Raw genomic sequence first — 21,843 nt, 5'->3', positions numbered from 1 at the left:
TTAGCGTCGTTTTTTTTGCTTTAAATTTTATTTTTGTTACTGTTAAAAAAAACACGATTAAATAGTATGACCCCAGCAATCGAATTACTTAAAAAACAAAAAATCCCCTTTGAAGTACTCAGTTACGAACACGATGCAGGTAATAGTCAATATGGGCTTGAAGCTGTTGAAAAGTTAAATTTAGATAGCGCCCAAGTATATAAAACCCTTGTTCTGGAAACGAATGAAAGGCAGCTAATTGTTGCTGTTACTCCTGTGTCGCAACAAGTTAACTTAAAACAGTTAGCAAAATTATGTGGTGCCAAAAAAGTAGCCATGGCTGCCCCGCAAAAAGTTCAAGCTAGCACTGGTTATATTTTAGGTGGAGTAAGTCCACTTGGGCAAAAAAAACGCTTAGCTACGTTTATTCATAGTAGTGCTTCACTTTTTGATACTATTTATGTGAGCGCCGGAAAGCGAGGTTTAGAAATCGCACTCTCCCCAACTAATTTAGCGGCGTTAACTAGCGCTAAATTTGGCGATTTATAGCCTTTATTTTTAAAATTACTCTCCATAAAGGCAATTAACTCAAGTTAAGCAATTTGCTCAATACCTTATTTGTAACTACATTGAGAGTATCTTTATACCGTTAATATTTAATACCAAACGGTATTACACATTTTGTATACGGCTATTTGTATGAACCTTTTCGATGTAGATTATTTTGCAATACTGGTGGCTGCACTGTCTTCTTTTATGCTTGGCGGCATATGGTACTCAAAAGCACTCTTTAAAAACGCTTGGCTAGAAAGTATTGGCTTAACCGACCTTGATTTGCAATCAGCCAATCCCAAGTTGATATTTGGCGGCAGCTTCTTTTTAGTATTTATAGCGGCTTTAATGTTGTCTCTATTTTTAGGTAAAGACGCAAGTTTAGTTGAGTGTGTAGGAACAGGCTTTGTGATCGGTTTTTTTTGGATCAGTAGTTCACTAGGGTTAAGTTATATATTCGAGCAACGCCCTTTAAAGCTATTTTTAATTAACGGGAGTTACTGTATTTTACAGTTTTCGTTAATGGGGCTTATTTTAGGTATTTGGCCGTAAGGGTTGAGTAGCCGATAATGCCCGGTTTGATTCTTACCTGAGAGTAGAGTAGGTTTATATAATCGTATTTACATGATTTGGTAGCGGTATTAATGAAAATATTAGTAGTTGATGATATGCCGCTTATGCGTCATGTTTTAATTAATATGCTAAGAAAGTTGGAGTATTGCAATATCGTTGAAGCTACAGATGGATTACAAGCTTTGGCTTTATTACGTGACCAGCATTTCGATTTGGTTATTACAGATCTTCATATGCCAAAAATGGATGGCGTTGATTTACTCACAAACATTCGAAAAGACAGAGCCCTTGCCGATATTCCTGTGTTGATGGTTACCTGTGAGGATAGTACAGATAAAGTTAAGCAAGTTATTGCAGCTAAAGTATCGGGGTTTATAATCAAACCTTTTAATATGAATGTACTATCATCTCAATTAAACCGCTTCTTTTTCAAAGATTAGGTTATATTTTTCATCATCATTAAATTATTATGAGCTCACTTTAGTATCCATACCGCGTAAAAATTTTAAAACCCAGTGGTCACCTTTACCCACCTAATACCAATGAGCAATAATACCTAATCATTTTGCGAGGCTAAATGTGTCGCTCCCTGTGTTAAAAAATTCTCATTTAGAACAGTTAAATAGCGAACTTTCGCCTAGCTATCAACACGTTTTTCTACCCTCTAAATAGATCACTTAATTAAACGAATTGCTATAAACTGGTATCATAAAGAATAATTTTTTATATAGTACTGAAGGACTTAATGGCAAAACCTAATAAAAAAGGCCCAACTAAAACGGTCGATATTTTTTGCTCTGCTTGTAAAGCTTCCTTATTTAAATATCGAAAAGGAGGCAAAGGAGCATTAGTTAAGTGTTTTAAAGAGCGTATTAGTCAAGACTTTACACAAGAGCCCTGTATTTGCCCTAACTGTAGTCGGCCTTTTGCCCGAGAAGCGATTATTCGTGGTGCGCCTGCCTATAAAATAATTGGTGGCAAAGTAACTTTTAAATAATTCAGATACAGTAAAATTTATTCATACGGACATATGGCCTTGTTAGAATTTACCATATTGATAGAATCGCCCGGTTTGCTGTTTCAATGAATGAAAAAATACCCTCCCCATGGATCGGGCCAGTTTATTGGGTTATTTAAAAATGGATAAAGGATAGTTTCGTGATAGCACTCTTATTTGACATCATAGGTATGACAGGTACTTTTTTAGTAGTTGGTTCATTTTTCTTACTGCAGCTAGGAAAGACGTCTCCATCTAGCCTAACGTATAATATGATGAATTTAACAGGGGCGATTTTGTTGTTAATTAGCCTTTGCTATAACTTTAATTTAGCGAGCTTTGTGATAGAAATATTTTGGATAGCTGCTTCATTAATTGGTTTATACAAATACCTAAAAAACAGATCAGCTTTAGCTACAAATTAATAACGTATTAATTTTGTTCTAAACCTTAAACACTGCAAGCACAACTGTTTGCGGTGTTTTTTGTTTTTAGGACTAAATTTAATTAACAAGTATAATTAAATTCATTTGTTAACAAAAAGTTTATATCCCTGCCTCATATAAGTCGTTACACTAGCGACCTTAAATTTTTAGGCTATTTCTCGGGTAGGCCATGTTTACGTTTTCTAAAAAAATAATTACAGTATGTATATTATTAGTATTAATTTTGGTTGTTACATTTTGGGTAGGCCGCGCTCACGATATTGAAAAAGCAACAGCTCAAGCGCAGCGTCAGGTTACTCAATTAAATAATTACATTGATACTGAACTCGCTCGTTTTTCGGCTATTCCCCAGCTACTTACTTATAATCAGTTAATGATTGAATTTGCAAACGGCGACCAAGCCCATTACAACGCTATAAATAACTACTTAGCTGATATACAACAAGCCAGTGGTGCATCAGATATATTTGTACTGAATGCCCAAGGCGCAGTAACGGCAAGTAGTAACTGGCAAGCCGATTACACATTTTTAGGTAGTAACTTTGCCTTTAGACCTTACTTTAAACGTGCATTTGCAGGTGAAAAAGTGGCCTACTTTGCACTAGGTATGCGTTCAAAAGAGCGTGGTATTTATTTTTCGCAGGCTGTTTATCACGACAACAAAGCGGTTGGTGTTGTTGTATTAAAAGTGAATGTAAGCAAATTTGAAAACGACAGAGAGCTTTTAAATACATCTAAAGGTAGCCATTTTTATTTAGAGCTTAGTGATAATGTAATTGCGATGTCTGATATGCAAACATGGCGTTTAAATAGCTTCAGTGAGTTTGATATAACAAAGCGACGTAATATAAAGTTACGCCGTGCTTATTTAGATCATCAACCTGTATATATTAAGCAGTTTCAATATAAGAGCCAGGGTATTTCGCATTTCAAAATTAATAAAAACCTTTATGTGAGTGCGACAAAACCATTGCGTTACTTTAGTGCACATATGAACGTACTTGTTGATATTACAAAAGTAAATTCAGCTCAATTAATACGCTTGTTTTGGGCATTTAGCATTTATGCTTTAGTTATTATTGTTGGTTATAGTTTACTTGCTCGTTTTGCGGGTTATAAAAAGCTCGTTTACTCTAGGCATAGTCTTGAGCAAAAAGTGATTGAGCGCACACAAGAGCTTGAGAAAACGCAAGTTGCATTAGTTCAATCAGCAAAACTTGCAACAATTGGGCAGTTAAGCGCAGGTATTAATCACGAAATAAACCAGCCGCTTAGCGCTATGAATACTTACCTAGCAAGCGCCAAACGTTTACTCGCTAAGCAAAATTACACCGCACTTGGCGAAAGCATAACTGTGATTGAGGGGCTTGTAGGTCGCGTACACAAAATAGTGGGGCAGCTAAAACATTTTAGCAAACCATCACAAACTCAATTAAGGCCTTATCCGTTAGCTGGTTTATTAAATAACGCCTTGATGATTGCCAGCTCACAACTAAAACAAGATAACGTACACGTAGAGCAGCCTAATTTAGATAGTGGGTTAATAGTGTGGGTTGATTCACTTAAATTTGAGCAAGTGTTGGTTAACTTAATAACTAACGCGAGCCAAGCTATGAATGGCGCAATAATACGTAAATTAAGTTTTAATGTTGAGTGCTTTGATAACCGAGTAAAACTCTCAATTTTAGATACAGGGCCTGGAATAGAGCAACATGCTTTTGGTAATATTTTCGAACCTTTTTATAGTACTAAAGAAAGTAACGGCTTAGGCCTTGGACTATCTATTTCAAAACAAATCATTGACTCGTTTAATGGCTCTTTAAGTGCGCACAATCGACTGCAAGGCGGGGCTGAGTTTATAATCAGTCTATCAAGCACGCAGGATAAAACAGATGATTGAAAACTCACCGTGTAAGCACATCATTGTAGTTGATGATGAAGCGATGATCAGAGATTCATTAAAGCAATTACTTACTCTCGAAGGCTATACAGTTGAGTGCTTTAATGATGCAAGTACGGCTCTAACAAAGCTTAATCGACGTTTTATGGGCGTTGTACTGAGTGACATAAATATGCCTGCAATGGATGGGCTTACTTTGCTTGAGCAAGTCACGGCATTTGATAGTGAACTGCCGGTTATATTTTTAACAGGGTACGCCGATGTAACTATTGCTGTTAAAGCTATGCAATTAGGCGCGTATGACTTATTTGAAAAACCAGTAAACGAAACATTGCTTGATTGCATAGCAAGAGCATGCGACAAGCGTAGCTTAGTGATTCAAAATCGTGCACTAAAACTTGCTGTACAAAAAACCTCAGCGCCGGGTGTACGAATACTGGGTGATACTCCTAAAATGCAAGATATGATGCATTTACTCAATACGGTTATTGATACCCCAGCTGATGTAATGATTGAAGGTGAAACTGGCACGGGTAAAGAGCTTGTAGCGCGTTACTTACACGATCAAAGTATTCGCTCAGCAAGTAACTTTGTGGCTATAAATTGCGGCGCGGTGCCTGAGCAGTTGATAGAAAGCGAGTTGTTTGGTGCTGCAAGTGGTGCCTATACCGGAGCAACTCACACTCGTAAGGGAAAGTTTGAATTTGCACAAGGTGGTACAGTTTTTTTAGATGAAATAGAAAGTACCCCAATGTCGTTGCAGGTTAAATTATTACGCGTATTAGAGGAGCGAAAAGTAACTCCAGTAGGTGATAATAAAGCAATTGAGTTAGATATAAGAATTGTTGCAGCCACTAAAGTAGATTTGCTTTCACTTGTTGAAAAAGGTGAATTTAGAGCAGATTTATATTATCGGCTAAGTTTGGTAAAAGTAGATATACCCCCACTTAGAGCTCGAAAAGCAGATATAGTATTACTGTTTAAGCACTTTAGCTCTATTGCAGCAACACGCTATCACAAGCCGCCAGCACCTCTTAATAGCGAAATACAACAGCGACTCTTAGCGTACGACTGGCCTGGTAATGTAAGGGAGCTTAGAAACCAAGCTGAACGCGCGGTTTTATTAGGAGTAGAACTTGCTTTTAGTGTTAGCAAAACGCAGGCTAAAGGTGAGCTTTCTCCCGATTTAAGCTTATCTGAAAAAGTTGCTTTTTATGAGCAGTCATTAATAGAAGAAGCCCTAGAGCGTAACCATGGCAGTATTAAAAATACGATGGATACACTGCAAATCGCTCGTAAAACCCTTTACGATAAAATGAGTAAATACAATTTAAACCGTGATATGTTTATTGACTAAATTGTGTGGTTTATGTGACAACTTCGTTTTTATGGTGTGTGGGAAACCGCACATTTATTCTATTTTTTATACGCAATACCCATTAACCATCTGAAATGTAATAGTATTTTACCATTGGCAGTAAAGTTGCCTTATTAGGTCTGACAACAAGTAGATTCTAATAATTAGGACACATAATGATAAAGTTTACACACTCTACTATTTTACTCACCTCAATAAGTAGCTTTGCTTTTTACTCGTACACGGCTTGCGCTACTGAATATGATGTTTATGGTAAAGCCGAAGTGCAAATTGCTAATACAGATACGGGTATTATGCGTTACGCAGAAGAAGGCACGCAGATTGAAGCGCCATTTTCGCGTATAGGTATTCAAGGGCAACACAAATTAAATGAATATTTAAACGTTGTTTTTAAATACGAAGTGCAAGTAAAAGGCTTTGAGCAAGATGACACCGAAGAGCCATTTAGTGCAAGGAATACTTATCTTGGTTTAAAAGGTCAATTTGGCGAGCTTGTAGTGGGAAGAAATGATACTCGCTTTAAATACTCTGAAGGCAAAGTTGATAACTTTAATGAAACCCAAGGTGACATAGCCCAAGTTATTGCAGGACAAGATAGACTTGGTGATACGCTAACATACACTTCTAAGCATTGGCATAATACGCAATTTTCGTTTACTTATGCTCCAAAAGACGACAACAAAGATAACGAAGCTGGATTTGCAGCAACTTTTATTTATGGTGATCGTAGCTTAAAAAACACCTCATATTACTTATCATTAAGCCATGTTGATTCTCTTAATAATATTAATGCGAGCCGAATAGCAGCAGCCTATAAATTTGAACAATTACAGCTTGGTGCACTATATCAGCATTCTGAATCAACAGATGGTATAAAATCAGGTAACGGTTATGTGTTAAGTGCAAGCTATACGCTTGATAAATGGGTACCTAAATTACAGTTTGCTAAAGATGACTCTTTACTTCGTCAAACTTCTGAGGCAACACAATGGACTACGGGCCTTGACTATGTATTTGACAAGCAAACAACTGCTTACCTTTTATACACCGACCTTAATTTAGAAGAACAAGACGACAGCAGTGTTGCGCTTGGTCTTAAATACAAATTTTAGAGGCCTGCCATGACAGATAATATACTCACGCAAAAACCAGATAAGAAAAGAAATTTCCAATGGCTTTTTTTGATACTAGGCCCTGTAGTAATGCTATTGACATGTTTACTCGATCCACCAACGGGTATGTCTGTAGCGGCATTTAAAACCGCAGGTTTAGCATTTTGGATGGCATCGTGGTGGGTGAGCGAAGTAGTACCAATTCCAGCAACTGCTTTGCTCCCTCTGGTAATATCACCACTGGCTGATATAGCAGCAATTAAAAGCGTGGCTGCCCCGTATGCGCACCCGCTAATATTTTTATTTTTAGGTGGTTTTTTAATTTCTATTGCTATGGAGCGTTGGGGGTTACATAAACGTATTGCGCTAAGCACCATGTTATATGCGGGTAAAAAGCCAAGCTTGCAAATTTTAGCCATGATGCTGGTAACCGCATTTTTGTCGATGTGGATGTCTAATACCGCAACAGCTGTAATGATGCTGCCTATTGCGCTTTCAATTACTAATTTAGTTAAGCAATCAGACCCGAGTAATGAAGGTTTTGGTAAGGCTTTACTGTTATCAATCGCTTATGGTGCAAGTATTGGTGGTATTGCTACCTTAATCGGTACTCCGCCTAATGCTTTAATGGCTGCTTACTTGTCAGATAGTTACCAAATAGAAATTGGCTTTGCGCAATGGATGATTGTAGGCGTACCACTGTCTTTAGGCATGCTAATTATTAGCTGGGTTTGGCTTACTAAATTTGCGTATAAAGTAGATGCTAATATTAAAAACGATCAAAAAATTGATACAAAAGCGGTGTTTTCAACGCAGTTAAAAAGCCTAGGTATAATGCAGCGCGCCGAAAAAGGCGTGTTATTTGTGTTTGTTTTAGCAGCACTGTGTTGGATATTTAGACCTTTATTAGGTGATATAACAGGTCTTAATATTTCAGATACTACTATTGCAATTGCAGCGGCATTGCTGTTGTTTGTAATGCCAGCGAATAAAGGCAAAGATGAGCGTATCCTTGATTGGGAAAGCGCAGCTAAAGTGCCGTGGGGCGTTTTATTATTATTTGGTGGCGGGCTTACACTTGCATCTCAAATTAAGTCATCAGGGCTTGCTGAATTTATTGCTCACCTAATTGAAGGCGCCAGCACTATTCCACTTGTTATGAGTGTACTTGTTGTTGTGGCATTAATTACGTTTTTAACTGAGATCACAAGCAATACAGCAACTGCAGCTGGCTTTCTTCCTTTGTTAGGGCCCGTTGCAGAGTCTATAACAGGTTCACCATTGGTTTGGGTTATTCCTGCAGCTATAGCGTGTAGTTGTGCGTTTATGATGCCGGTAGCGACACCACCAAATGCTATTGTGTTTGGCTCAGGGCAAATTCAAATGCGCGACATGATAAGAGCGGGTTTTGTGCTAAACATTGTGGCTATTGTATTAATTACGCTGGTTACAATGACGATTGCAGCCCAAGTATTTGGCTTTTAAAGCTGAACTAAATTAGTTCCAACCAACCTATTCCAGAGTAGCTTTGTTTATATTTACAGTTTTAAACAAAACTACTCTTTATACTTATTTGTAGTACTCAAGAAGCTCTTTTTTAGATAATTAGTGTTATTGCTCGAAAAACAGAACAAGGTTATAGTCGTTAATAACTTTAAAAATTGAGTAACCTATTTTGAGCACTGAGACATCACAGGCAATGCCTTTAATTCCCCAGTTTGATGAATTGCGAAAAAGCTTTCTCGAAACGCCTTACTTGCCAATTGATAAACGTCTCGTTTTATTAAAAAAACTCCGTGTACGTATTGTTGAACTTGAGCAAGAGCTAGTGGATGCTGCTTCAAAAGACTTTGGTTACAGAACCGCTTTCGATACTCTACTTGGCGATATATTGCCTACGGTTCAAACACTCGCGCACATTATCAAAAAGCTACCAAAATGGGCAAAGCCAAGTAATCGCTCTGTGGGTTTAAGCTTGTGGCCTTCAAAAGTAAGTGTTAATTACCAACCTAAAGGTGTGGTTGGTATTATTGCACCGTGGAATTACCCTATTCAGTTAGCGTTAGTACCTGTGCTTACCGCCATAGCTGCTGGTAATAGAGTTATGCTCAAATTAAGCGAGTTTACACCTCACACAAACGCCGTTATCGAAAAAATATTTAAAGACGACATGCAAGCGCATTGCAAAATAATACAAGGCGGTAGCGACGTAGCCGCGCAGTTTTCATCACTGCCATTTGCTCATTTATTATTTACGGGTTCAACGGCCGTTGGTAAATTAGTAATGGCTTCAGCGAGTCGTAATTTAACACCAGTAACGCTCGAACTCGGTGGTAAATCGCCAGTTATTATTACGCAAAATGCCGATATTAAAAAAGCGGCGCAAGCTTTACTGTTTGGAAAAATGGCCAACGCAGGGCAAATATGCGTTGCTCCCGACTACGTATTTGTACCCAAAGAGCTTGAGCATCAGCTTATTCAGCAATTATGCGAGTTGTATAAAAAGCATTTTAAAGACGGTGTTGAAGGTAAAAACTTAACTTCTATCATTAGCGATGCGCATTATAAACGTTTGGCAACCTACTTAGAGCAAGCCCAAGAACTGGGTGCAAACATTATTAAGCCACTTGAACACAATCAGCAAGACGAAGAAAAGCATCGTATGGGGCTGCATTTAGTGACTCAAGTAACTGACGAAATGCAGCTTATGCAAGATGAGTTATTTGGTCCAATACTGCCAATAATGAGTTATGAAAAGCTCGACAGCGCAATTGACTATATTAAAGCTCATCACCACCCATTAGCGCTTTATATTTTAGGCCAAGATAAGCAAGCTCAAGAATACATTATGAAGCAAACAATCAGTGGCACTGTGGCAATAAACGATACCTTAGTGCAAGTAACTGCTGACGATGCTCCTTTTGGTGGTGTAGGCCATTCAGGAATGGGGCATTATCATGGTATAGAAGGTTTTTTAACGTTTAGCCATGCTAAAAATACGTTAGTATCGGGCTCGTTTAATCCTCGCATTGTTATGCTACTAAAACAAAGCAAACTTATTATTAAGCTTCTAAAGTGGCTTTACATAAAATAATAGGGTGCTGATTTGGTAAAGTTGAATAGGTGTTAACTTGCTAATCAAGATATATTAAAAAGGCTGAATTACATTATGTAATTCAGCCTTTTTTAGATTAGTTTAAAGCTACGGTCTTAAACTCTAAAATAAGACTTTAAAATAAGCGACCTTCGCCAGCATAGGTACCCACTTGTATTTTTGCATAAATGGCATCGGCTTTTTCTTTAGCTGCTTCAATTTCTTTAGGCAGCATTTTACGCTCATCAAGTTTACGGCTATGACTCGCTTGCATATTACCGTTGTACTCAGCGATAGTATTCCAAATATATGACTTTTCAAGATCTTTTGGCATACCTAGTCCTTCAAAATACATGAGGGCTAAATTAAATTGCGCTAAAGAGTAATTGTTTGCAGCTGCTTTTTCGTACCAGTTACGTGCCGCTTCATAGTCTCGTGTAACACCCACGCCATTAGCGTACATTACGCCCAAATTAAATTGAGCTGCAGGTAAATTCTTCTTAGCTGCTTTTTCAAATAAGGTAACTGCCATTTGATGATCAAGTTTAACGCCTTTACCTTCATCGTATAAAACAGCTAGAGCAAACATCGAATCAGCATGGTTTTTTTTAACGCCTTGTTGATAAAGTGCAGCTGCTTTGCGGTAATCGCGTGTTACACCGTATCCACCTTCGTATAATTTGGCTAGTTCGTAAATTCCTGGCGCAAAACCTTTATCTGCTAGGTATTGGAATTCTTTTAGGGCGACTGCAAATTCACCTTCGTTAGCTGCTCTTATGCCATCTTCTAATGTTGCATGAGCGAAAGGGCTGGCAAGTAAAACGCCAGCAAGAATGAGTGCTTTTAAATTAAACTGTGACATATTAATGCCTCCAATTAGTAATAGTTTCGATAGATTCTAGGGCCAGTACATTTTTTAGATTAAACATCCACTGCTATTTAGGCTCGCCCTTGAGGCGGTTTGTTCTTTGTTGCTCGGTTTTTTAATGAGCTTACTAAGTTACAAACTTTGCGCGGCGATTAAGTAGCGCCTAGATAGAAAAAATTTTAATCCTAAAAGGTCAACAGGCCATAGTTAAATGCTAATTTAGTAAATTTTTGCACTATTTGCACATTATAAACGTTTAATACCCAACACATTTATGTAAAGACTAAATCGGTTACTATAAATAGATGCAAAAAAGGGTGTCTACTGTTATGTTTTACGCCAGCTTTAGTGTAAACGCAAGGCGGTACCTTATAAGATCGTGCGTATAAAATGTAAATAACAGCGCGGTGGATTTTCAAGGTAAGTAAATGAGTTTAAGAAGTGTAAGATACAGATTTTATAGAAAATTTAAAGATATAAAAAAAGCCCGTTAGGGCTTTTTTGAGTCATATTAACCGTCACTAATATGAGCAATGTAGCAAGTAAATGTGATATTTGGTGTTATTACTTGGGTCGAGTAAGTAATACCACGAAGCGGCACGTTCTTCTTTTAATGTGTCAGCATCCTTGCTGAATATCCTTCCATAGGCACTGAGGTCGGTACACTTTGTTTCTGATAATGATTATTAGTTAGATTACTGCGCAAGTCAATACTTAAATGATAATTATTATCAAATAGGATTTTCATGATTATAAAATTTAAAATAAGGAAAGTGATGCTTAATAATCTTAAAGCTAAAAAAGTGATAAATGCATGCTTTGCTATCAGCATGGTATTTTTGTGTAGCTGTTCAGCCTCATTCACTTATAACAACTTGAGCTGGCTTTCGTCATTTTGGGTAGATGATTATATTGATTTAAATAAAACACAAAATAAGCAGCTCAAACAGATTATTAACTCGACCCAAGCGTGGCATAGAAGTACGCAACTACCAGCCTACAAACAAGACATTCAAAATATTAAGGCACTTTTTAACACCACACTAAGCATTGATCAGTTAAAAGAGCAGGTGGTTTTTGCTAAAAAGCATTGGCAGAACCTACTTGAATACGCGCACATGCCTTTAGCTGAGCTTGGGGCAACCTTATCAAGTGAGCAAAGAGAAGAACTTTTAAACAATATTCAAATAAAAATTAACGACGAACGTGAAGAGTTTAACGAACAAACCCCGCTTGAGCGAAAAAGTGAGCGTTTGGAAGAGCAATTTGAATACTACGAGCAGTGGATAGGCAAACTTAATAAACAACAAAAAGCGCTGATTAAATCAACTAATGAGCAACATCAAGACTCAGGAGCGTTGTGGTTAGAGTACAAGCAAACCCGTTTGAATGCAGCCAAACAGGTATTTAAAAATGCTGAAATAACAAAAAAAGAATTTATAAATCAGTTGAGTATAGTTATTAAAGAGCGCGAACTATATATGAGCGACGCACTATTGAAAACCAATGAAGCAAACTTAGATTTATATATAAATTTACTCTACGAATTAAACTCAACCTTAAATGATAAACAACGCCAAAGCGTTAATGATCAATTTGATGAGTTAATTGAGACCTTAAACGATATAATAGAAAACTAAATTGTGCGTGAATTATTAAGTTTTAAATTAGCTGTTTAGGCTGATTTGTTTTTAAACGCAAAAAATGCTTTTTAAAGGGCAATATATGGTTACAGATTTGAAAAGTATCTTAAACACTTGGTATCCAAAAAGGGACAACCAAGAATGGGTTTTAGCTACTTTGTACAAAATTGAAGGCTCTAGCTACAGAAAGCTAGGTGCTATGATGCTTATTTCGAGCCTAGGCGAGCGCTTAGGGATGCTTTCGGGTGGCTGTTTAGAAGCTGACATACAGCGCCATGCTAAACAAGTAATGAGTACTTTAAGCAGTAAAACCATTAGTTATGATGCCACCGATGAAGATGATTTAACATTTCAACTTGGCATTGGTTGTGGGGGCATAGTACACATTTTACTGCAGCCTATTCATAAGGCTAATGACTATTTACAGTTAGAGCTTGTATCTAAAGCACTTAATGAGAATAAACCAGGGCGATACCTTCAACAAGTAAGCCCCATTTTGCCAGCCGGTAGTGGTGTATTTACGCAAAATGATGAGTTGCATGGTTTATCAATGAACCGCAAAGCGCAATTGGTAGAATTACAAGGCGCTACGTGCTTGCAAACCTCTATTTATCCACCGCCCCATCTATTAATAGTAGGTGGCGGCGCAGATGCAGTTCCGGTTTATACATTTGCCAAACAACTTGGTTGGAGTGTAACGGTATGGGATACACGCGCGGCTAATGCAAAAAGACAATATTTTAAAAATGCAGATGCTATTTTGCGCATCACACCGAGTGAGTTAAAAGAATATTGCATAACTCATAAAGTCGATGCGACTATTTTAATGGCTCACAGCGTTGAACTTGACGCCAGTACGTTGGCTCAATTTAAAGATGTTCCGTTTAAATATATAGGATTATTGGGTCCTAAGCACAGACGTGAACAAGTTTTAGAGCACGCAAATACGCGTGTTTCACAAATTAAGTCTCCTGTTTTTGGGCCTGTCGGTTTAAATTTAGGCGGCGACTCGCCAGAGAGTATTGCACTATCGCTGATCAGCGAAATACATGCAGTGCTGTGTGATAAAGATGCCCAATCACTAAGTCATTGGGGGCAAGAGCCGTGCTAATTGCAAAAGTTGTTTTAGCCGCAGGTCAATCATCTCGCTTTAACGGCTGTAAATTAACAGCTGATATTGGCTTTGGCAAAACAATGATTGAGCATGCTGTAAATACACTTCAAGCACTTGATGACACGCCCGTGTATGTAGTTACCGGGGCATGGCATAAAGAAGTAGCGCAGGCACTGGCAGGTTATCAAAGCATAGAGCTGATTGAGAACAAGCAATGGAGCCAAGGTTTGGGTAATTCAATCGCGACAGCTTCTCAAACTGTGTTTAAAAATAAGTCCTTTGATGGGATTTTATTTATGCTTGCGGATCAGGTTGAGCTAAAAGTAGCGCACTTAAGTGAGCTAGTTACTGGTTTTAAACGTAATCCATCGCGCTGGTGCGCAAACTATGGCGAGCGTTTAGGTGTACCCGCTATATTCCCAGCGGTTGATTTATCTCAGCTTGCAAGCTTAACTTCAGATAGAGGTGCGCAGCAATTACTGCGTTCCAGCAGTGAGGTCGTTAATACAATTAGTTTAAGTAGTGCGAGTGTAGACATAGATACTCAAAAGCAGCTAAGTAATTTTACAGCTAAAAATGAGTGAAAAAGTAGTCGTAGGGCAAAATAAGTTTTTAGCTGCGCTAACGCTTTAGTGCAGTGGTTATGGTATTTAGCTGTTAATGTAGCTGGTGCGGTAACTATATGTGTTATGGATTAGTAGTTACAACAATCTTAACTGTTATAACCTGCGTTTAAATTAAACAATATAAACGCAGGTTATAAAGCTTAATCAAGGGGCAAGCTATGGTGACGTTTACAATTAATGGCAAGGTGGTTGAATCACACGCAAGTGAAGATACACCATTGTTATGGGTTATTCGCGATGAAATTGGATTAAAAGGTACGAAGTTTGGTTGCGGTATTGCAATGTGTGGTGCGTGTACGGTGCATTTAGATGGGCAAGCAACTCGCTCATGTGTTTTACCAATTGGCGCAATTGCAGGAAAAAACATTACCACAATTGAAGGGCTTAATAACGAACACCCACTTCAAAAAGCATGGGTTGAAGAGCAAGTACCACAGTGCGGTTACTGTCAGTCGGGGCAAATAATGCAAGCTGCTACATTACTGGCAGCTAATCCAAGTCCTTCAGATGAAGAAATAGTCAGCCATATGAATGGTAACTACTGTCGCTGTATGGCTTATAAACGTATTAAAACTGCTATTCAACGCGCTGCAGATGAGTCACAAAGTGTCGTAAATATATTTGATCCAAATGCACAAGACGCTTAACTGGAGCCGATAATGAAAAAATTATTTCAAAAAAATAGCGAAACCGTTAATTTAAATCGTCGCTCGTTTATGATTGGCACTGCTAGCGCAGGCTTAGTCATGGCGTTTGCCCCTGCGTTATTTTCGGGTTCGCTCAGTGCAAAAGAATCAATTGCGCAACAGGCTTTTTCACCCACTATTTGGTGGACTATGAGCACCGACGGTGCCGTAGAAGTGAGTATTGCTAAAGCTGAAATGGGTCAACATATTGGTACTGCTCTTGCGCGCATTGTGGCTGATGAACTTGAATGTGATTGGGATAAAGTATCAATTACTTACGTAGATACTCATGAAAAATGGGGCTTTATGGTAACGGGTGGTTCGTGGTCTGTATTTCAAAGCTTTAAGCCATTATCTCAAGCCGGCGCTGCGGGTCGAATTGCATTAATAGAAGCTGGAGCTAAATTGCTCGGCGTGCCTGCAGATAAATGTCGTGCTGAAAAGGGCTATATTATTTCAGGCGAAAAATCGGTTAGTTACGCAGATATAGTTAAAAAAGGCGAGTTTAATCGTACATTTACCAGTGATGAAGTTGCAAACCTTCCACTAAAACCGGCTAATAAACGTCATTTAACTGGGCTTAAACAAGACTTTAAAGCGCTTGATATACCAGCCAAAACAAATGGTACAGCAGTATATGGGATAGATGTAGAAGTTGAAGGCATGCTGTACGCGCGTCCAGTTATTCCACCAACTCGTTATGGCAGTACAGTAACAAACGTTGATGATAGTGCAGCAAAAGCAATTAAAGGTTACAAAGGCTATGAAATTTTAAATGACCCTAGTAACACAGTGCAAGGCTGGGTTGTTGTATTAGCTGATAGTTACCCAAGTGCCATTAAAGCAGTAGATGCTTTAAAGGTGAGTTACAAAAAGGGTGAGTCGGCAAATATATCTGAAGCTGATATTCAAAAAGAAGGTAAGCGATTATGCGAGCAACGTGACTCGGGTACTTTGTTTGTTGATGAAGGCGATATAAAGAAAACTCAAGCAGACGCTAGTGAGTTGTTAGAATCAATGTATACCACAGCGACAGCGAGTCATTATCAGCTAGAGCCATTAAATGCGGTTGCAGAGTTTAAAGACGGAAATTGGATTATTCATACAGGTAACCAGTGGCAGTCACTTACGTTACCAGCGCTTGCTAAAGCACTCGATATAGAACAAAACAAAGTAATTATTCGTCCTTATTATTTAGGTGGTGGTTTTGGTCGTCGATTATTTGGTGATTGGACTGTACCTGCGGCTCTAACTGCAAAAGCAGTAGGTAAACCAGTAAAACTGGTATTTACACGAGCAGACGATAGTTTATTCGATCAGTCTCGTTCTGCATCTGCTGCAAAAATGACGGCGTCGTTTGATAAAAATGGTACCTTCACAGGAATGGAACATGCATTTGCTGCTGGTTGGCCTACTAAAGCTATGGCACCAGGGTTTTTATCACCGGGTGTTGATGGCAAAGGTAAATTTGATGCATTTTCGGCATCAGGCGCTGATCATTGGTATAGCATGAGCAGTCATCGTGCACGCGCTATTAATAACGAAGTTGCACAAAGCACCTTTAATCCAGGTTGGTTACGTTCAGTAGGGCCAGGCTGGATTGCATGGAGTCTTGAGTCGTTTATTGATGAAATTGCCCATAAGCAAGGCAAAGATCCTGTTCAATTTAGAATTGAAATGTTAGATGGTAAAGGCAAGCAAGCAGGTAAAGCACCTGAGAGCGTTGGCGGAGCACTGCGCTTACGTAATGTGCTTAAAACAGTGTCTGACAAAGTAGCTTCTGTAAAATTAGCGAAAGACGAAGGCATTGGTTTTTCTGTAAGCTCAGGGCAAGAACGTACCATGCCAGCATGGCTTGCAACCGCAGCGCATGTTCACGTTAACCGTGATAGTGGTAAAATAACGCTTAAAAGGCTTTATGTTGTTGTAGATGCGGGCTTAATAGTTCACCCAGATGGCGCACTGGCGCAAATTGAAGGGTCGTTACTATGGGGCAGCAGCCTTGCATTGCATGAATCAAATACGTATAAAGATGGGCAAGTATCTGCGACTAACTTTAATACTTATTTACCGCTAAGAATGCAAGATGTGCCAGATATGGACATCGAGTTTTTACAAAGCGATGAGTTTCCAGTTGGTTTAGGTGAGCCTGGCGTGATAGGAGTTGCTCCTGCTATTGGTAATGCAGTGTTTAATGCTGTAGGCGTGCGTTTACGTGACCTACCAATGAAGCCAAGCGAACTTAAAAAAGGCTTAAAAGCGTAAAACAAAAATAACTAAAGGGGTATGCTTTATGCAGCCCCTTTTAGTTATTAAATATATTTATGTAATTATTATTTATGTATCAATAGGTAGCGTTGTTTATACCAGTTTGCTTAATTAAACGATTAAGTATTATTGCAAATTGGTATTAGGTTGTTATTACGTGTTGATATTAGTTAAGGTTTATTTATGCTAATCGACCCAACAGGGCGAGAGTTTAGTTACCTACGTTTGTCTATTACGGATGTATGTAATTTTAAGTGTGTTTATTGTTTACCAGATGGTTATCAGGGCGGTCACGACCGTGGCTTCCTCACAATTGATGAAATTAGCAATACGCTTAAAGCGTTTGCACACCATGGTATTGAAAAAGTAAGGATCACTGGCGGAGAGCCAACCCTTAGAAAAGACTTTATAGATGTTGTTCGCGCGGCAAAAGATGTTGCGGGCATAAAAAAAATTGCAATGACCACCAATGGTTTTTCTCTTCATAAGAATATTCATGACTGGGTAGATGCAGGCTTAAACGCCATTAATGTAAGCATTGATAGTTTAGATTCGCGCATGTTTAACACCATTACTGGGCATGACAAATTTACCTCAGTAATGAAAGGTATTGATACTGCGCTTGAAACGGGTATTGATTCAGTAAAAATAAACAGCGTGCTGATGAAGCAATACAACGCAAAAGAGTTTGATACATTTTTAAATTGGGTTAAACACCGCCCCGTTACCATCCGCTTTATAGAATTGATGCAAACAAACGATAACAAAGCCTTTTTTGATGCTAACCATGTTTCTGGGCAAGTTTTAAAAACTCAGCTATTACAAACAGGTTGGCAGCAAGTTGCGCGTAGTGCATCAGCAGGTCCTGCTCAAGAGTTTGCGCATCCTGATTATCAAGGCAGAATTGGTTTAATAATGCCTTACAGCAATGATTTTTGTAGTACCTGTAATCGACTAAGGGTTACAGCAAAAGGAAATCTGCACTTGTGTTTGTTTTCTGAAGAGGGTATTTCGCTAAGAGAATATATGAACGACAGTTCGAATAGTGAATTAATGGCATTGTTATCTCGTTATATTAAAACTAAGAAGCCAACTCACCTTTTACACCAGGGTAATACAGGTATTACTACTAATTTATCCATGTTAGGTGGCTAGTTGTTAAAGCCACTTAGTGATATTAAAGTATCAAACGTGTTTCTAAAATACACTACATTATCCCTAAAATGTAAATAACTGGTTGTATCTACGTGGTTTATATGAACAAAGCTTGTTAAATTGTATTTTCACGTTAAACTTACTTTTTATTTTTATTAAGTGATTAGAATGGATATAGCGGCCCTTAATAGCACTAAATCATTAAGAAAGGACGTCCTGAGAGGGATGTGTCTTTGTTTTGGTTTTTTATCGCTAGTATTTGCGAGTGTTAATTTGACCGTAAATAATTTTCCATTGCTAGGCTATATCGAAATCTGTTTTTCTATTTATTGTATATTTACTTATATTTCACTTAAACGCCGTCCACTACAGTTTTGGCAATCCTTAATAATGTGTGCACTGGTAACGTTAATTATTATTATAGGTACATCCTTAGCAACGCCTAGTAATGGTGTGTTTGTATGGTCGTTTGCATTACCTATTTTGTACTACCTGTTACTAGGTAAACAATATGGTATAATTTTCTCTGCAAATTTATTAGTTATCCAAGTGTTTATTTTAGGGAGTAAGTCTACACTTGCCCCCTTTGAAACTTTTAACTTATCTCTTAATCTACTCTGTGCTTATTTAAGTATTTGGGCGATTTCTCATGTTTTTGAAGGGAGCCGCTCACATTTTTCAAGGCGACTTAAAAATTTAGCGTTACTTGACCCACTAACGGGTGCAGGCAATCGCCTTTCAATGAACCACTACTTTGAAGTAGAACTACAAGATAAGTCACAGTTATATTTGTTTTTACTCGATTTAGACTTTTTTAAGCAGATAAATGATGAGCATGGCCATGGTGTCGGTGACCAAGTACTTATCGAAGTGGCCACTTTACTAAGGGTTGTGCTTGGTAGAGGGTATGTATTTAGAGTAGGCGGTGAGGAGTTTGCTTTATTTAGCTCTTTTGAAAATGATGAGGCCGCGCTGAAAACCGCCGAACAAATAAGGGCACGTTTTGAAAGTACCACATTTGACATTGACGGCCTTGCAATCAATGTTACAACCAGTATTGGTGTCGCAAAATTTAAAAGTACCAATTCATTGGAAAGCTTTGTAAACCAAGCAGATAAACAGTTATACAAAGCAAAGCAATTTGGTCGCAATAAAGTGTATTGTAAGTTTAAAAAAGAAAATGATTACCAGGCAGTCGTTGCGTAAGTCGTGCTACTTAGTACATTTGTTCAAAGTTAGGGATCCCGTTTTCCCAAATCGGTTTATCTTTTCCTAAATGCTCGCGTACAGCATCAAAAAATAATCGGGTTCTTACTGGTAAATCTCGATGCGGATATACGGCATACATCGCGCTAAACTCCATCAGTTTTACATCGGTCAATAAAGGCACTAACTTACCTTGTATTATTTCATCACCAATAATAAATGCAGGTGCGACAAAGTAAGTTGTGCCCGATAACGTTTTCATTAACAATGATTCTGCATCGTTTGCACGAAACACACTTTTTATTTTTTGCTCGCAGCGTTCACCTTTACTATCGTAGTAATCTATAGCTTCTACTCGAATAGAATTACTGGCATAGCTTGCTGCTGGTAATTGCGCTAACTCTTCCATTGTTTTTGGCATACCATAAGTTTCAATAAACTGTGGCGCAGCTAAAATTAATAATCGATTACGCGCTATTTTACGTGCAATAAGTGACGAGTCTTTAGGCTCACCTACACGAAAAGCCAAATCAAATCCTTCAGAGACTATATCGACTAATCTATCGTCTAAACGCAGTTCAACTTCTACTTGCGGGAAGCGTTTTTGAAAATCATTAAGTACAGGTTGTAAATAACGACGACCAATAAGTGTTGATGAAGTGATTTTTAAAACGCCGCGCGGCTCTAAATGGTAGTTTTCAGCCATGCGCACGGTTTCGCCGAGCAGCTCTCTAAGCTCAGCTGCTTTTTTGATCATTTCGGCGCCTGCCGCTGTGAGCGAAAATGAACGGGTAGTTCGGTTAAGTAACCTAACGCCTAACTCATCCTCTAAACGGCTAATTTGTTTAGATATAACAGAGCGATCTATGTTGCGTATTTCTGCAGCTTTAGCAAAAGAGCCTTGCTCAACTACTTCAAGTAACATTAAAAGTCGACTTGTTGTATCCATTATTACACCTTAACTAATCTATTGATGCCATTTTGGCATTAATGAATTTAAAAATCTATGGTTTTTACACACGGGTTTAATCCGTATTATGCGAGGCTAATCAACAATGGAGCGTCTTCATGAACAAACATCTAATTGCTGCTGCACTTACTGCGGCATCTTTAACACTTGCGGGTTGTGCTGATGAGAGCACAGCTCAATCAGCACCTGCACAGCAACTTCAACCAATTGATGTAGCACAGGTGCTTGTTAAGCCGGTACAGAGCTGGCACACATATACAACTCGTTTAGAGTCTCCACAAGAAGTTGCTTTAATGCCGCGTGTATCAGGAATCATCGATAGCATTGAATTTAAAGAAGGCGACGTGGTTAAAGAAGGCGATGTTTTATTTCAATTAGATGCTCGCCCATTTGCAGCGGTTGTTGCAAGCTTAAAAGCACAAATTAAAAGTGCAGAAGCCGCACTTGAACAAGCTAAAAGTGAAGACAAACGTGCGGTACGCTTATTAGACCGTAAGGCAATCTCTACAGAGCAAGCACAAGCGCGTACTTCAACACTGCGCCAACGCGAAGCACAGCTTTCTGCACTTCAAGCACAACTTACCTCAGCAGAACTTGATTTAGAATTTACGTCAGTAGTATCACCAATTGATGGCATTATTTCTCGCGCAAATATTACCAAAGGTAATAACGTACTTGCGGGTCAAAGCGTATTAACGTCAATTGTTTCAAACCAAGCTATGTACGCTTATTTTGATGTTGATGAGCGCACATGGAATAGCTCTTTTAATGACGTTACTGCTGCGAGCCACCAAACTGTTGTAATGCAAAAAGTCGGTCAAAGTGATTTTGCATACAAAGGCTACATTAACTTTATTGATAACCAAATTAATTCATCAACGGGCACATTACGTGTACGTGCGGTATTTAATGAAGACAACAACCAATTACGCGCAGGCTCGTTTGCACGTATTAAGCTTGCAGCCAACTCTATTAGTGACGCGATTATTATCCCAGAACGTGCAATTGGTACTGACTTAAAAAATCGCTTTGTACTAACCGTTGGTGAAAACAACGTACTTGAATACAAACTAATTACTATTGGTGAACGTTACGGTGCATTACGTGCGGTTACTTCAGGCCTTAACGAAGGTGATGTAATTGCTGTAAATGGTCCTGCTCGCGTAGGTCCTGGTATGCCAATCTCTCCGCAAACAGTAACAATTGATACAAGCGGTGTGGCATTTACATTGTCAAACGACAACGCACAACTCGTGGCTAAGCAATAAGGTTTATT

General features: G+C 38.5%; 20 protein-coding genes. 18 read left to right on the top strand and 2 right to left on the bottom strand.

Features of this window, described 5'->3' with window-relative positions; genetic code table 11:
- Positions 1 to 66 precede the first annotated feature (66 nt).
- The 10 genes from ybaK to H5088_RS18265 all read left to right on the top strand — a co-directional run bounded on the left by ybaK (position 67) and on the right by H5088_RS18265 (position 10,031).
- A complete protein-coding gene (gene ybaK, locus H5088_RS18310) occupies positions 67 to 528 on the top strand; it encodes a Cys-tRNA(Pro) deacylase (RefSeq protein ID WP_182754072.1) in 462 nt (153 codons plus the stop codon).
- 150 nt (positions 529 to 678) lie between these two features.
- Complete coding sequence (locus H5088_RS18305; RefSeq protein WP_182754068.1) at positions 679 to 1,083, top strand: DUF1761 domain-containing protein; 405 nt, start codon at positions 679 to 681, stop codon at positions 1,081 to 1,083.
- Between the two features lie 92 nt (positions 1,084 to 1,175).
- On the top strand, positions 1,176 to 1,544 hold the full coding sequence (locus H5088_RS18300) for a response regulator (RefSeq protein ID WP_024595560.1): 369 nt from the start codon (positions 1,176 to 1,178) through the stop codon (positions 1,542 to 1,544).
- A gap of 305 nt (positions 1,545 to 1,849) precedes the next feature.
- Positions 1,850 to 2,101: a hypothetical protein gene (locus H5088_RS18295; protein ID WP_024595559.1), complete on the top strand. Its 252-nt coding sequence runs from the start codon at positions 1,850 to 1,852 to the stop codon at positions 2,099 to 2,101.
- A 161-nt stretch (positions 2,102 to 2,262) separates the two neighbouring features.
- A complete protein-coding gene (locus tag H5088_RS18290; protein ID WP_024595558.1) occupies positions 2,263 to 2,526 on the top strand; it encodes a hypothetical protein in 264 nt (87 codons plus the stop codon).
- Positions 2,527 to 2,716: 190 nt separating this feature from the next.
- The gene (locus H5088_RS18285) at positions 2,717 to 4,447 is read left to right on the top strand and encodes an ATP-binding protein (RefSeq protein ID WP_182712322.1); all 1,731 of its coding nucleotides are present in this window, start codon (positions 2,717 to 2,719) and stop codon (positions 4,445 to 4,447) included.
- Complete coding sequence (locus H5088_RS18280; protein WP_039488492.1) at positions 4,440 to 5,804, top strand: sigma-54 dependent transcriptional regulator; 1,365 nt, start codon at positions 4,440 to 4,442, stop codon at positions 5,802 to 5,804. The genes H5088_RS18285 and H5088_RS18280 overlap by 8 nt, the downstream gene beginning before the upstream one ends.
- A gap of 176 nt (positions 5,805 to 5,980) precedes the next feature.
- Positions 5,981 to 6,937 (top strand): porin, encoded by a 957-nt coding sequence (locus tag H5088_RS18275; protein WP_182671145.1) that lies wholly within the window; start codon positions 5,981 to 5,983, stop codon positions 6,935 to 6,937.
- A 9-nt stretch (positions 6,938 to 6,946) separates the two neighbouring features.
- Positions 6,947 to 8,422, top strand: coding sequence for an SLC13 family permease (locus H5088_RS18270; protein ID WP_182693760.1), 1,476 nt, complete (start codon positions 6,947 to 6,949; stop codon positions 8,420 to 8,422).
- Positions 8,423 to 8,636: 214 nt separating this feature from the next.
- Complete coding sequence (locus H5088_RS18265) at positions 8,637 to 10,031, top strand: coniferyl aldehyde dehydrogenase (RefSeq protein WP_404936297.1); 1,395 nt, start codon at positions 8,637 to 8,639, stop codon at positions 10,029 to 10,031.
- 136 nt (positions 10,032 to 10,167) lie between these two features.
- Here the strand turns inward: H5088_RS18265 and H5088_RS18260 are convergent, their stop codons facing one another.
- A complete protein-coding gene (locus tag H5088_RS18260; protein WP_024595553.1) occupies positions 10,168 to 10,893 on the bottom strand; it encodes a tetratricopeptide repeat protein in 726 nt (241 codons plus the stop codon).
- Positions 10,894 to 11,675: 782 nt separating this feature from the next.
- Here H5088_RS18260 and H5088_RS18255 point away from each other — a divergent pair.
- The 7 genes from H5088_RS18255 (at position 11,676) to H5088_RS18225 (ending at position 19,597) form a co-directional block, all read left to right on the top strand.
- A complete protein-coding gene (locus tag H5088_RS18255; protein WP_182754066.1) occupies positions 11,676 to 12,539 on the top strand; it encodes a DUF6279 family lipoprotein in 864 nt (287 codons plus the stop codon).
- Positions 12,540 to 12,624: 85 nt separating this feature from the next.
- Positions 12,625 to 13,653: an XdhC family protein gene (locus H5088_RS18250; protein ID WP_182754065.1), complete on the top strand. Its 1,029-nt coding sequence runs from the start codon at positions 12,625 to 12,627 to the stop codon at positions 13,651 to 13,653.
- On the top strand, positions 13,647 to 14,240 hold the full coding sequence (locus H5088_RS18245) for a nucleotidyltransferase family protein (RefSeq protein ID WP_182754064.1): 594 nt from the start codon (positions 13,647 to 13,649) through the stop codon (positions 14,238 to 14,240). The genes H5088_RS18250 and H5088_RS18245 overlap by 7 nt, the downstream gene beginning before the upstream one ends.
- Positions 14,241 to 14,440: 200 nt before the next feature.
- The gene (locus tag H5088_RS18240) at positions 14,441 to 14,929 is read left to right on the top strand and encodes a (2Fe-2S)-binding protein (protein ID WP_007582016.1); all 489 of its coding nucleotides are present in this window, start codon (positions 14,441 to 14,443) and stop codon (positions 14,927 to 14,929) included.
- A gap of 12 nt (positions 14,930 to 14,941) precedes the next feature.
- Positions 14,942 to 17,233 (top strand): xanthine dehydrogenase family protein molybdopterin-binding subunit, encoded by a 2,292-nt coding sequence (locus H5088_RS18235; RefSeq protein ID WP_182754063.1) that lies wholly within the window; start codon positions 14,942 to 14,944, stop codon positions 17,231 to 17,233.
- 186 nt (positions 17,234 to 17,419) lie between these two features.
- On the top strand, positions 17,420 to 18,391 hold the full coding sequence (moaA, locus tag H5088_RS18230) for a GTP 3',8-cyclase MoaA (RefSeq protein ID WP_007582018.1): 972 nt from the start codon (positions 17,420 to 17,422) through the stop codon (positions 18,389 to 18,391).
- 168 nt (positions 18,392 to 18,559) lie between these two features.
- The gene (locus H5088_RS18225; RefSeq protein ID WP_182754062.1) at positions 18,560 to 19,597 is read left to right on the top strand and encodes a GGDEF domain-containing protein; all 1,038 of its coding nucleotides are present in this window, start codon (positions 18,560 to 18,562) and stop codon (positions 19,595 to 19,597) included.
- 10 nt (positions 19,598 to 19,607) lie between these two features.
- On the opposite strand, the gene H5088_RS18220 is transcribed toward H5088_RS18225, so the two are convergent.
- Complete coding sequence (locus tag H5088_RS18220; RefSeq protein WP_076925596.1) at positions 19,608 to 20,546, bottom strand: LysR family transcriptional regulator; 939 nt, start codon at positions 20,544 to 20,546, stop codon at positions 19,608 to 19,610.
- A gap of 119 nt (positions 20,547 to 20,665) precedes the next feature.
- Here H5088_RS18220 and H5088_RS18215 point away from each other — a divergent pair, with 119 nt between their 5' ends.
- The gene (locus H5088_RS18215; RefSeq protein WP_024595653.1) at positions 20,666 to 21,835 is read left to right on the top strand and encodes an efflux RND transporter periplasmic adaptor subunit; all 1,170 of its coding nucleotides are present in this window, start codon (positions 20,666 to 20,668) and stop codon (positions 21,833 to 21,835) included.
- The last annotated feature ends 8 nt before the right edge of the window (positions 21,836 to 21,843 follow it).

The organism is Pseudoalteromonas sp. SR43-3 (genome assembly GCF_014163875.1).
GTDB lineage: Bacteria > Pseudomonadota > Gammaproteobacteria > Enterobacterales > Alteromonadaceae > Pseudoalteromonas > Pseudoalteromonas distincta.
Note: the sequence above shows the minus strand (reverse complement) of the source record. Positions and strands in the feature narration are given on the sequence as shown.

What these genes read in the sequence shown, in the direction of transcription:
- ybaK (WP_182754072.1), top strand. Translation starts at nt 67, where the DNA reads ATGACCCCAGCAATCGAATTACTTAAAAAACAAAAAATCCCCTTTGAA.
- H5088_RS18305 (WP_182754068.1), top strand. Translation starts at nt 679, where the DNA reads ATGAACCTTTTCGATGTAGATTATTTTGCAATACTGGTGGCTGCACTG.
- H5088_RS18300 (WP_024595560.1), top strand. Translation starts at nt 1,176, where the DNA reads ATGAAAATATTAGTAGTTGATGATATGCCGCTTATGCGTCATGTTTTA.
- H5088_RS18295 (WP_024595559.1), top strand. Translation starts at nt 1,850, where the DNA reads ATGGCAAAACCTAATAAAAAAGGCCCAACTAAAACGGTCGATATTTTT.
- H5088_RS18285 (WP_182712322.1), top strand. Translation starts at nt 2,717, where the DNA reads ATGTTTACGTTTTCTAAAAAAATAATTACAGTATGTATATTATTAGTA.
- H5088_RS18280 (WP_039488492.1), top strand. Translation starts at nt 4,440, where the DNA reads ATGATTGAAAACTCACCGTGTAAGCACATCATTGTAGTTGATGATGAA.
- H5088_RS18275 (WP_182671145.1), top strand. Translation starts at nt 5,981, where the DNA reads ATGATAAAGTTTACACACTCTACTATTTTACTCACCTCAATAAGTAGC.
- H5088_RS18270 (WP_182693760.1), top strand. Translation starts at nt 6,947, where the DNA reads ATGACAGATAATATACTCACGCAAAAACCAGATAAGAAAAGAAATTTC.
- H5088_RS18265 (WP_404936297.1), top strand. Translation starts at nt 8,637, where the DNA reads ATGCCTTTAATTCCCCAGTTTGATGAATTGCGAAAAAGCTTTCTCGAA.
- H5088_RS18260 (WP_024595553.1), bottom strand. Translation starts at nt 10,893, where the DNA reads ATGTCACAGTTTAATTTAAAAGCACTCATTCTTGCTGGCGTTTTACTT.
- H5088_RS18255 (WP_182754066.1), top strand. Translation starts at nt 11,676, where the DNA reads ATGCTTAATAATCTTAAAGCTAAAAAAGTGATAAATGCATGCTTTGCT.
- H5088_RS18250 (WP_182754065.1), top strand. Translation starts at nt 12,625, where the DNA reads ATGGTTACAGATTTGAAAAGTATCTTAAACACTTGGTATCCAAAAAGG.
- H5088_RS18240 (WP_007582016.1), top strand. Translation starts at nt 14,441, where the DNA reads ATGGTGACGTTTACAATTAATGGCAAGGTGGTTGAATCACACGCAAGT.
- H5088_RS18235 (WP_182754063.1), top strand. Translation starts at nt 14,942, where the DNA reads ATGAAAAAATTATTTCAAAAAAATAGCGAAACCGTTAATTTAAATCGT.
- moaA (WP_007582018.1), top strand. Translation starts at nt 17,420, where the DNA reads ATGCTAATCGACCCAACAGGGCGAGAGTTTAGTTACCTACGTTTGTCT.
- H5088_RS18225 (WP_182754062.1), top strand. Translation starts at nt 18,560, where the DNA reads ATGGATATAGCGGCCCTTAATAGCACTAAATCATTAAGAAAGGACGTC.
- H5088_RS18220 (WP_076925596.1), bottom strand. Translation starts at nt 20,546, where the DNA reads ATGGATACAACAAGTCGACTTTTAATGTTACTTGAAGTAGTTGAGCAA.
- H5088_RS18215 (WP_024595653.1), top strand. Translation starts at nt 20,666, where the DNA reads ATGAACAAACATCTAATTGCTGCTGCACTTACTGCGGCATCTTTAACA.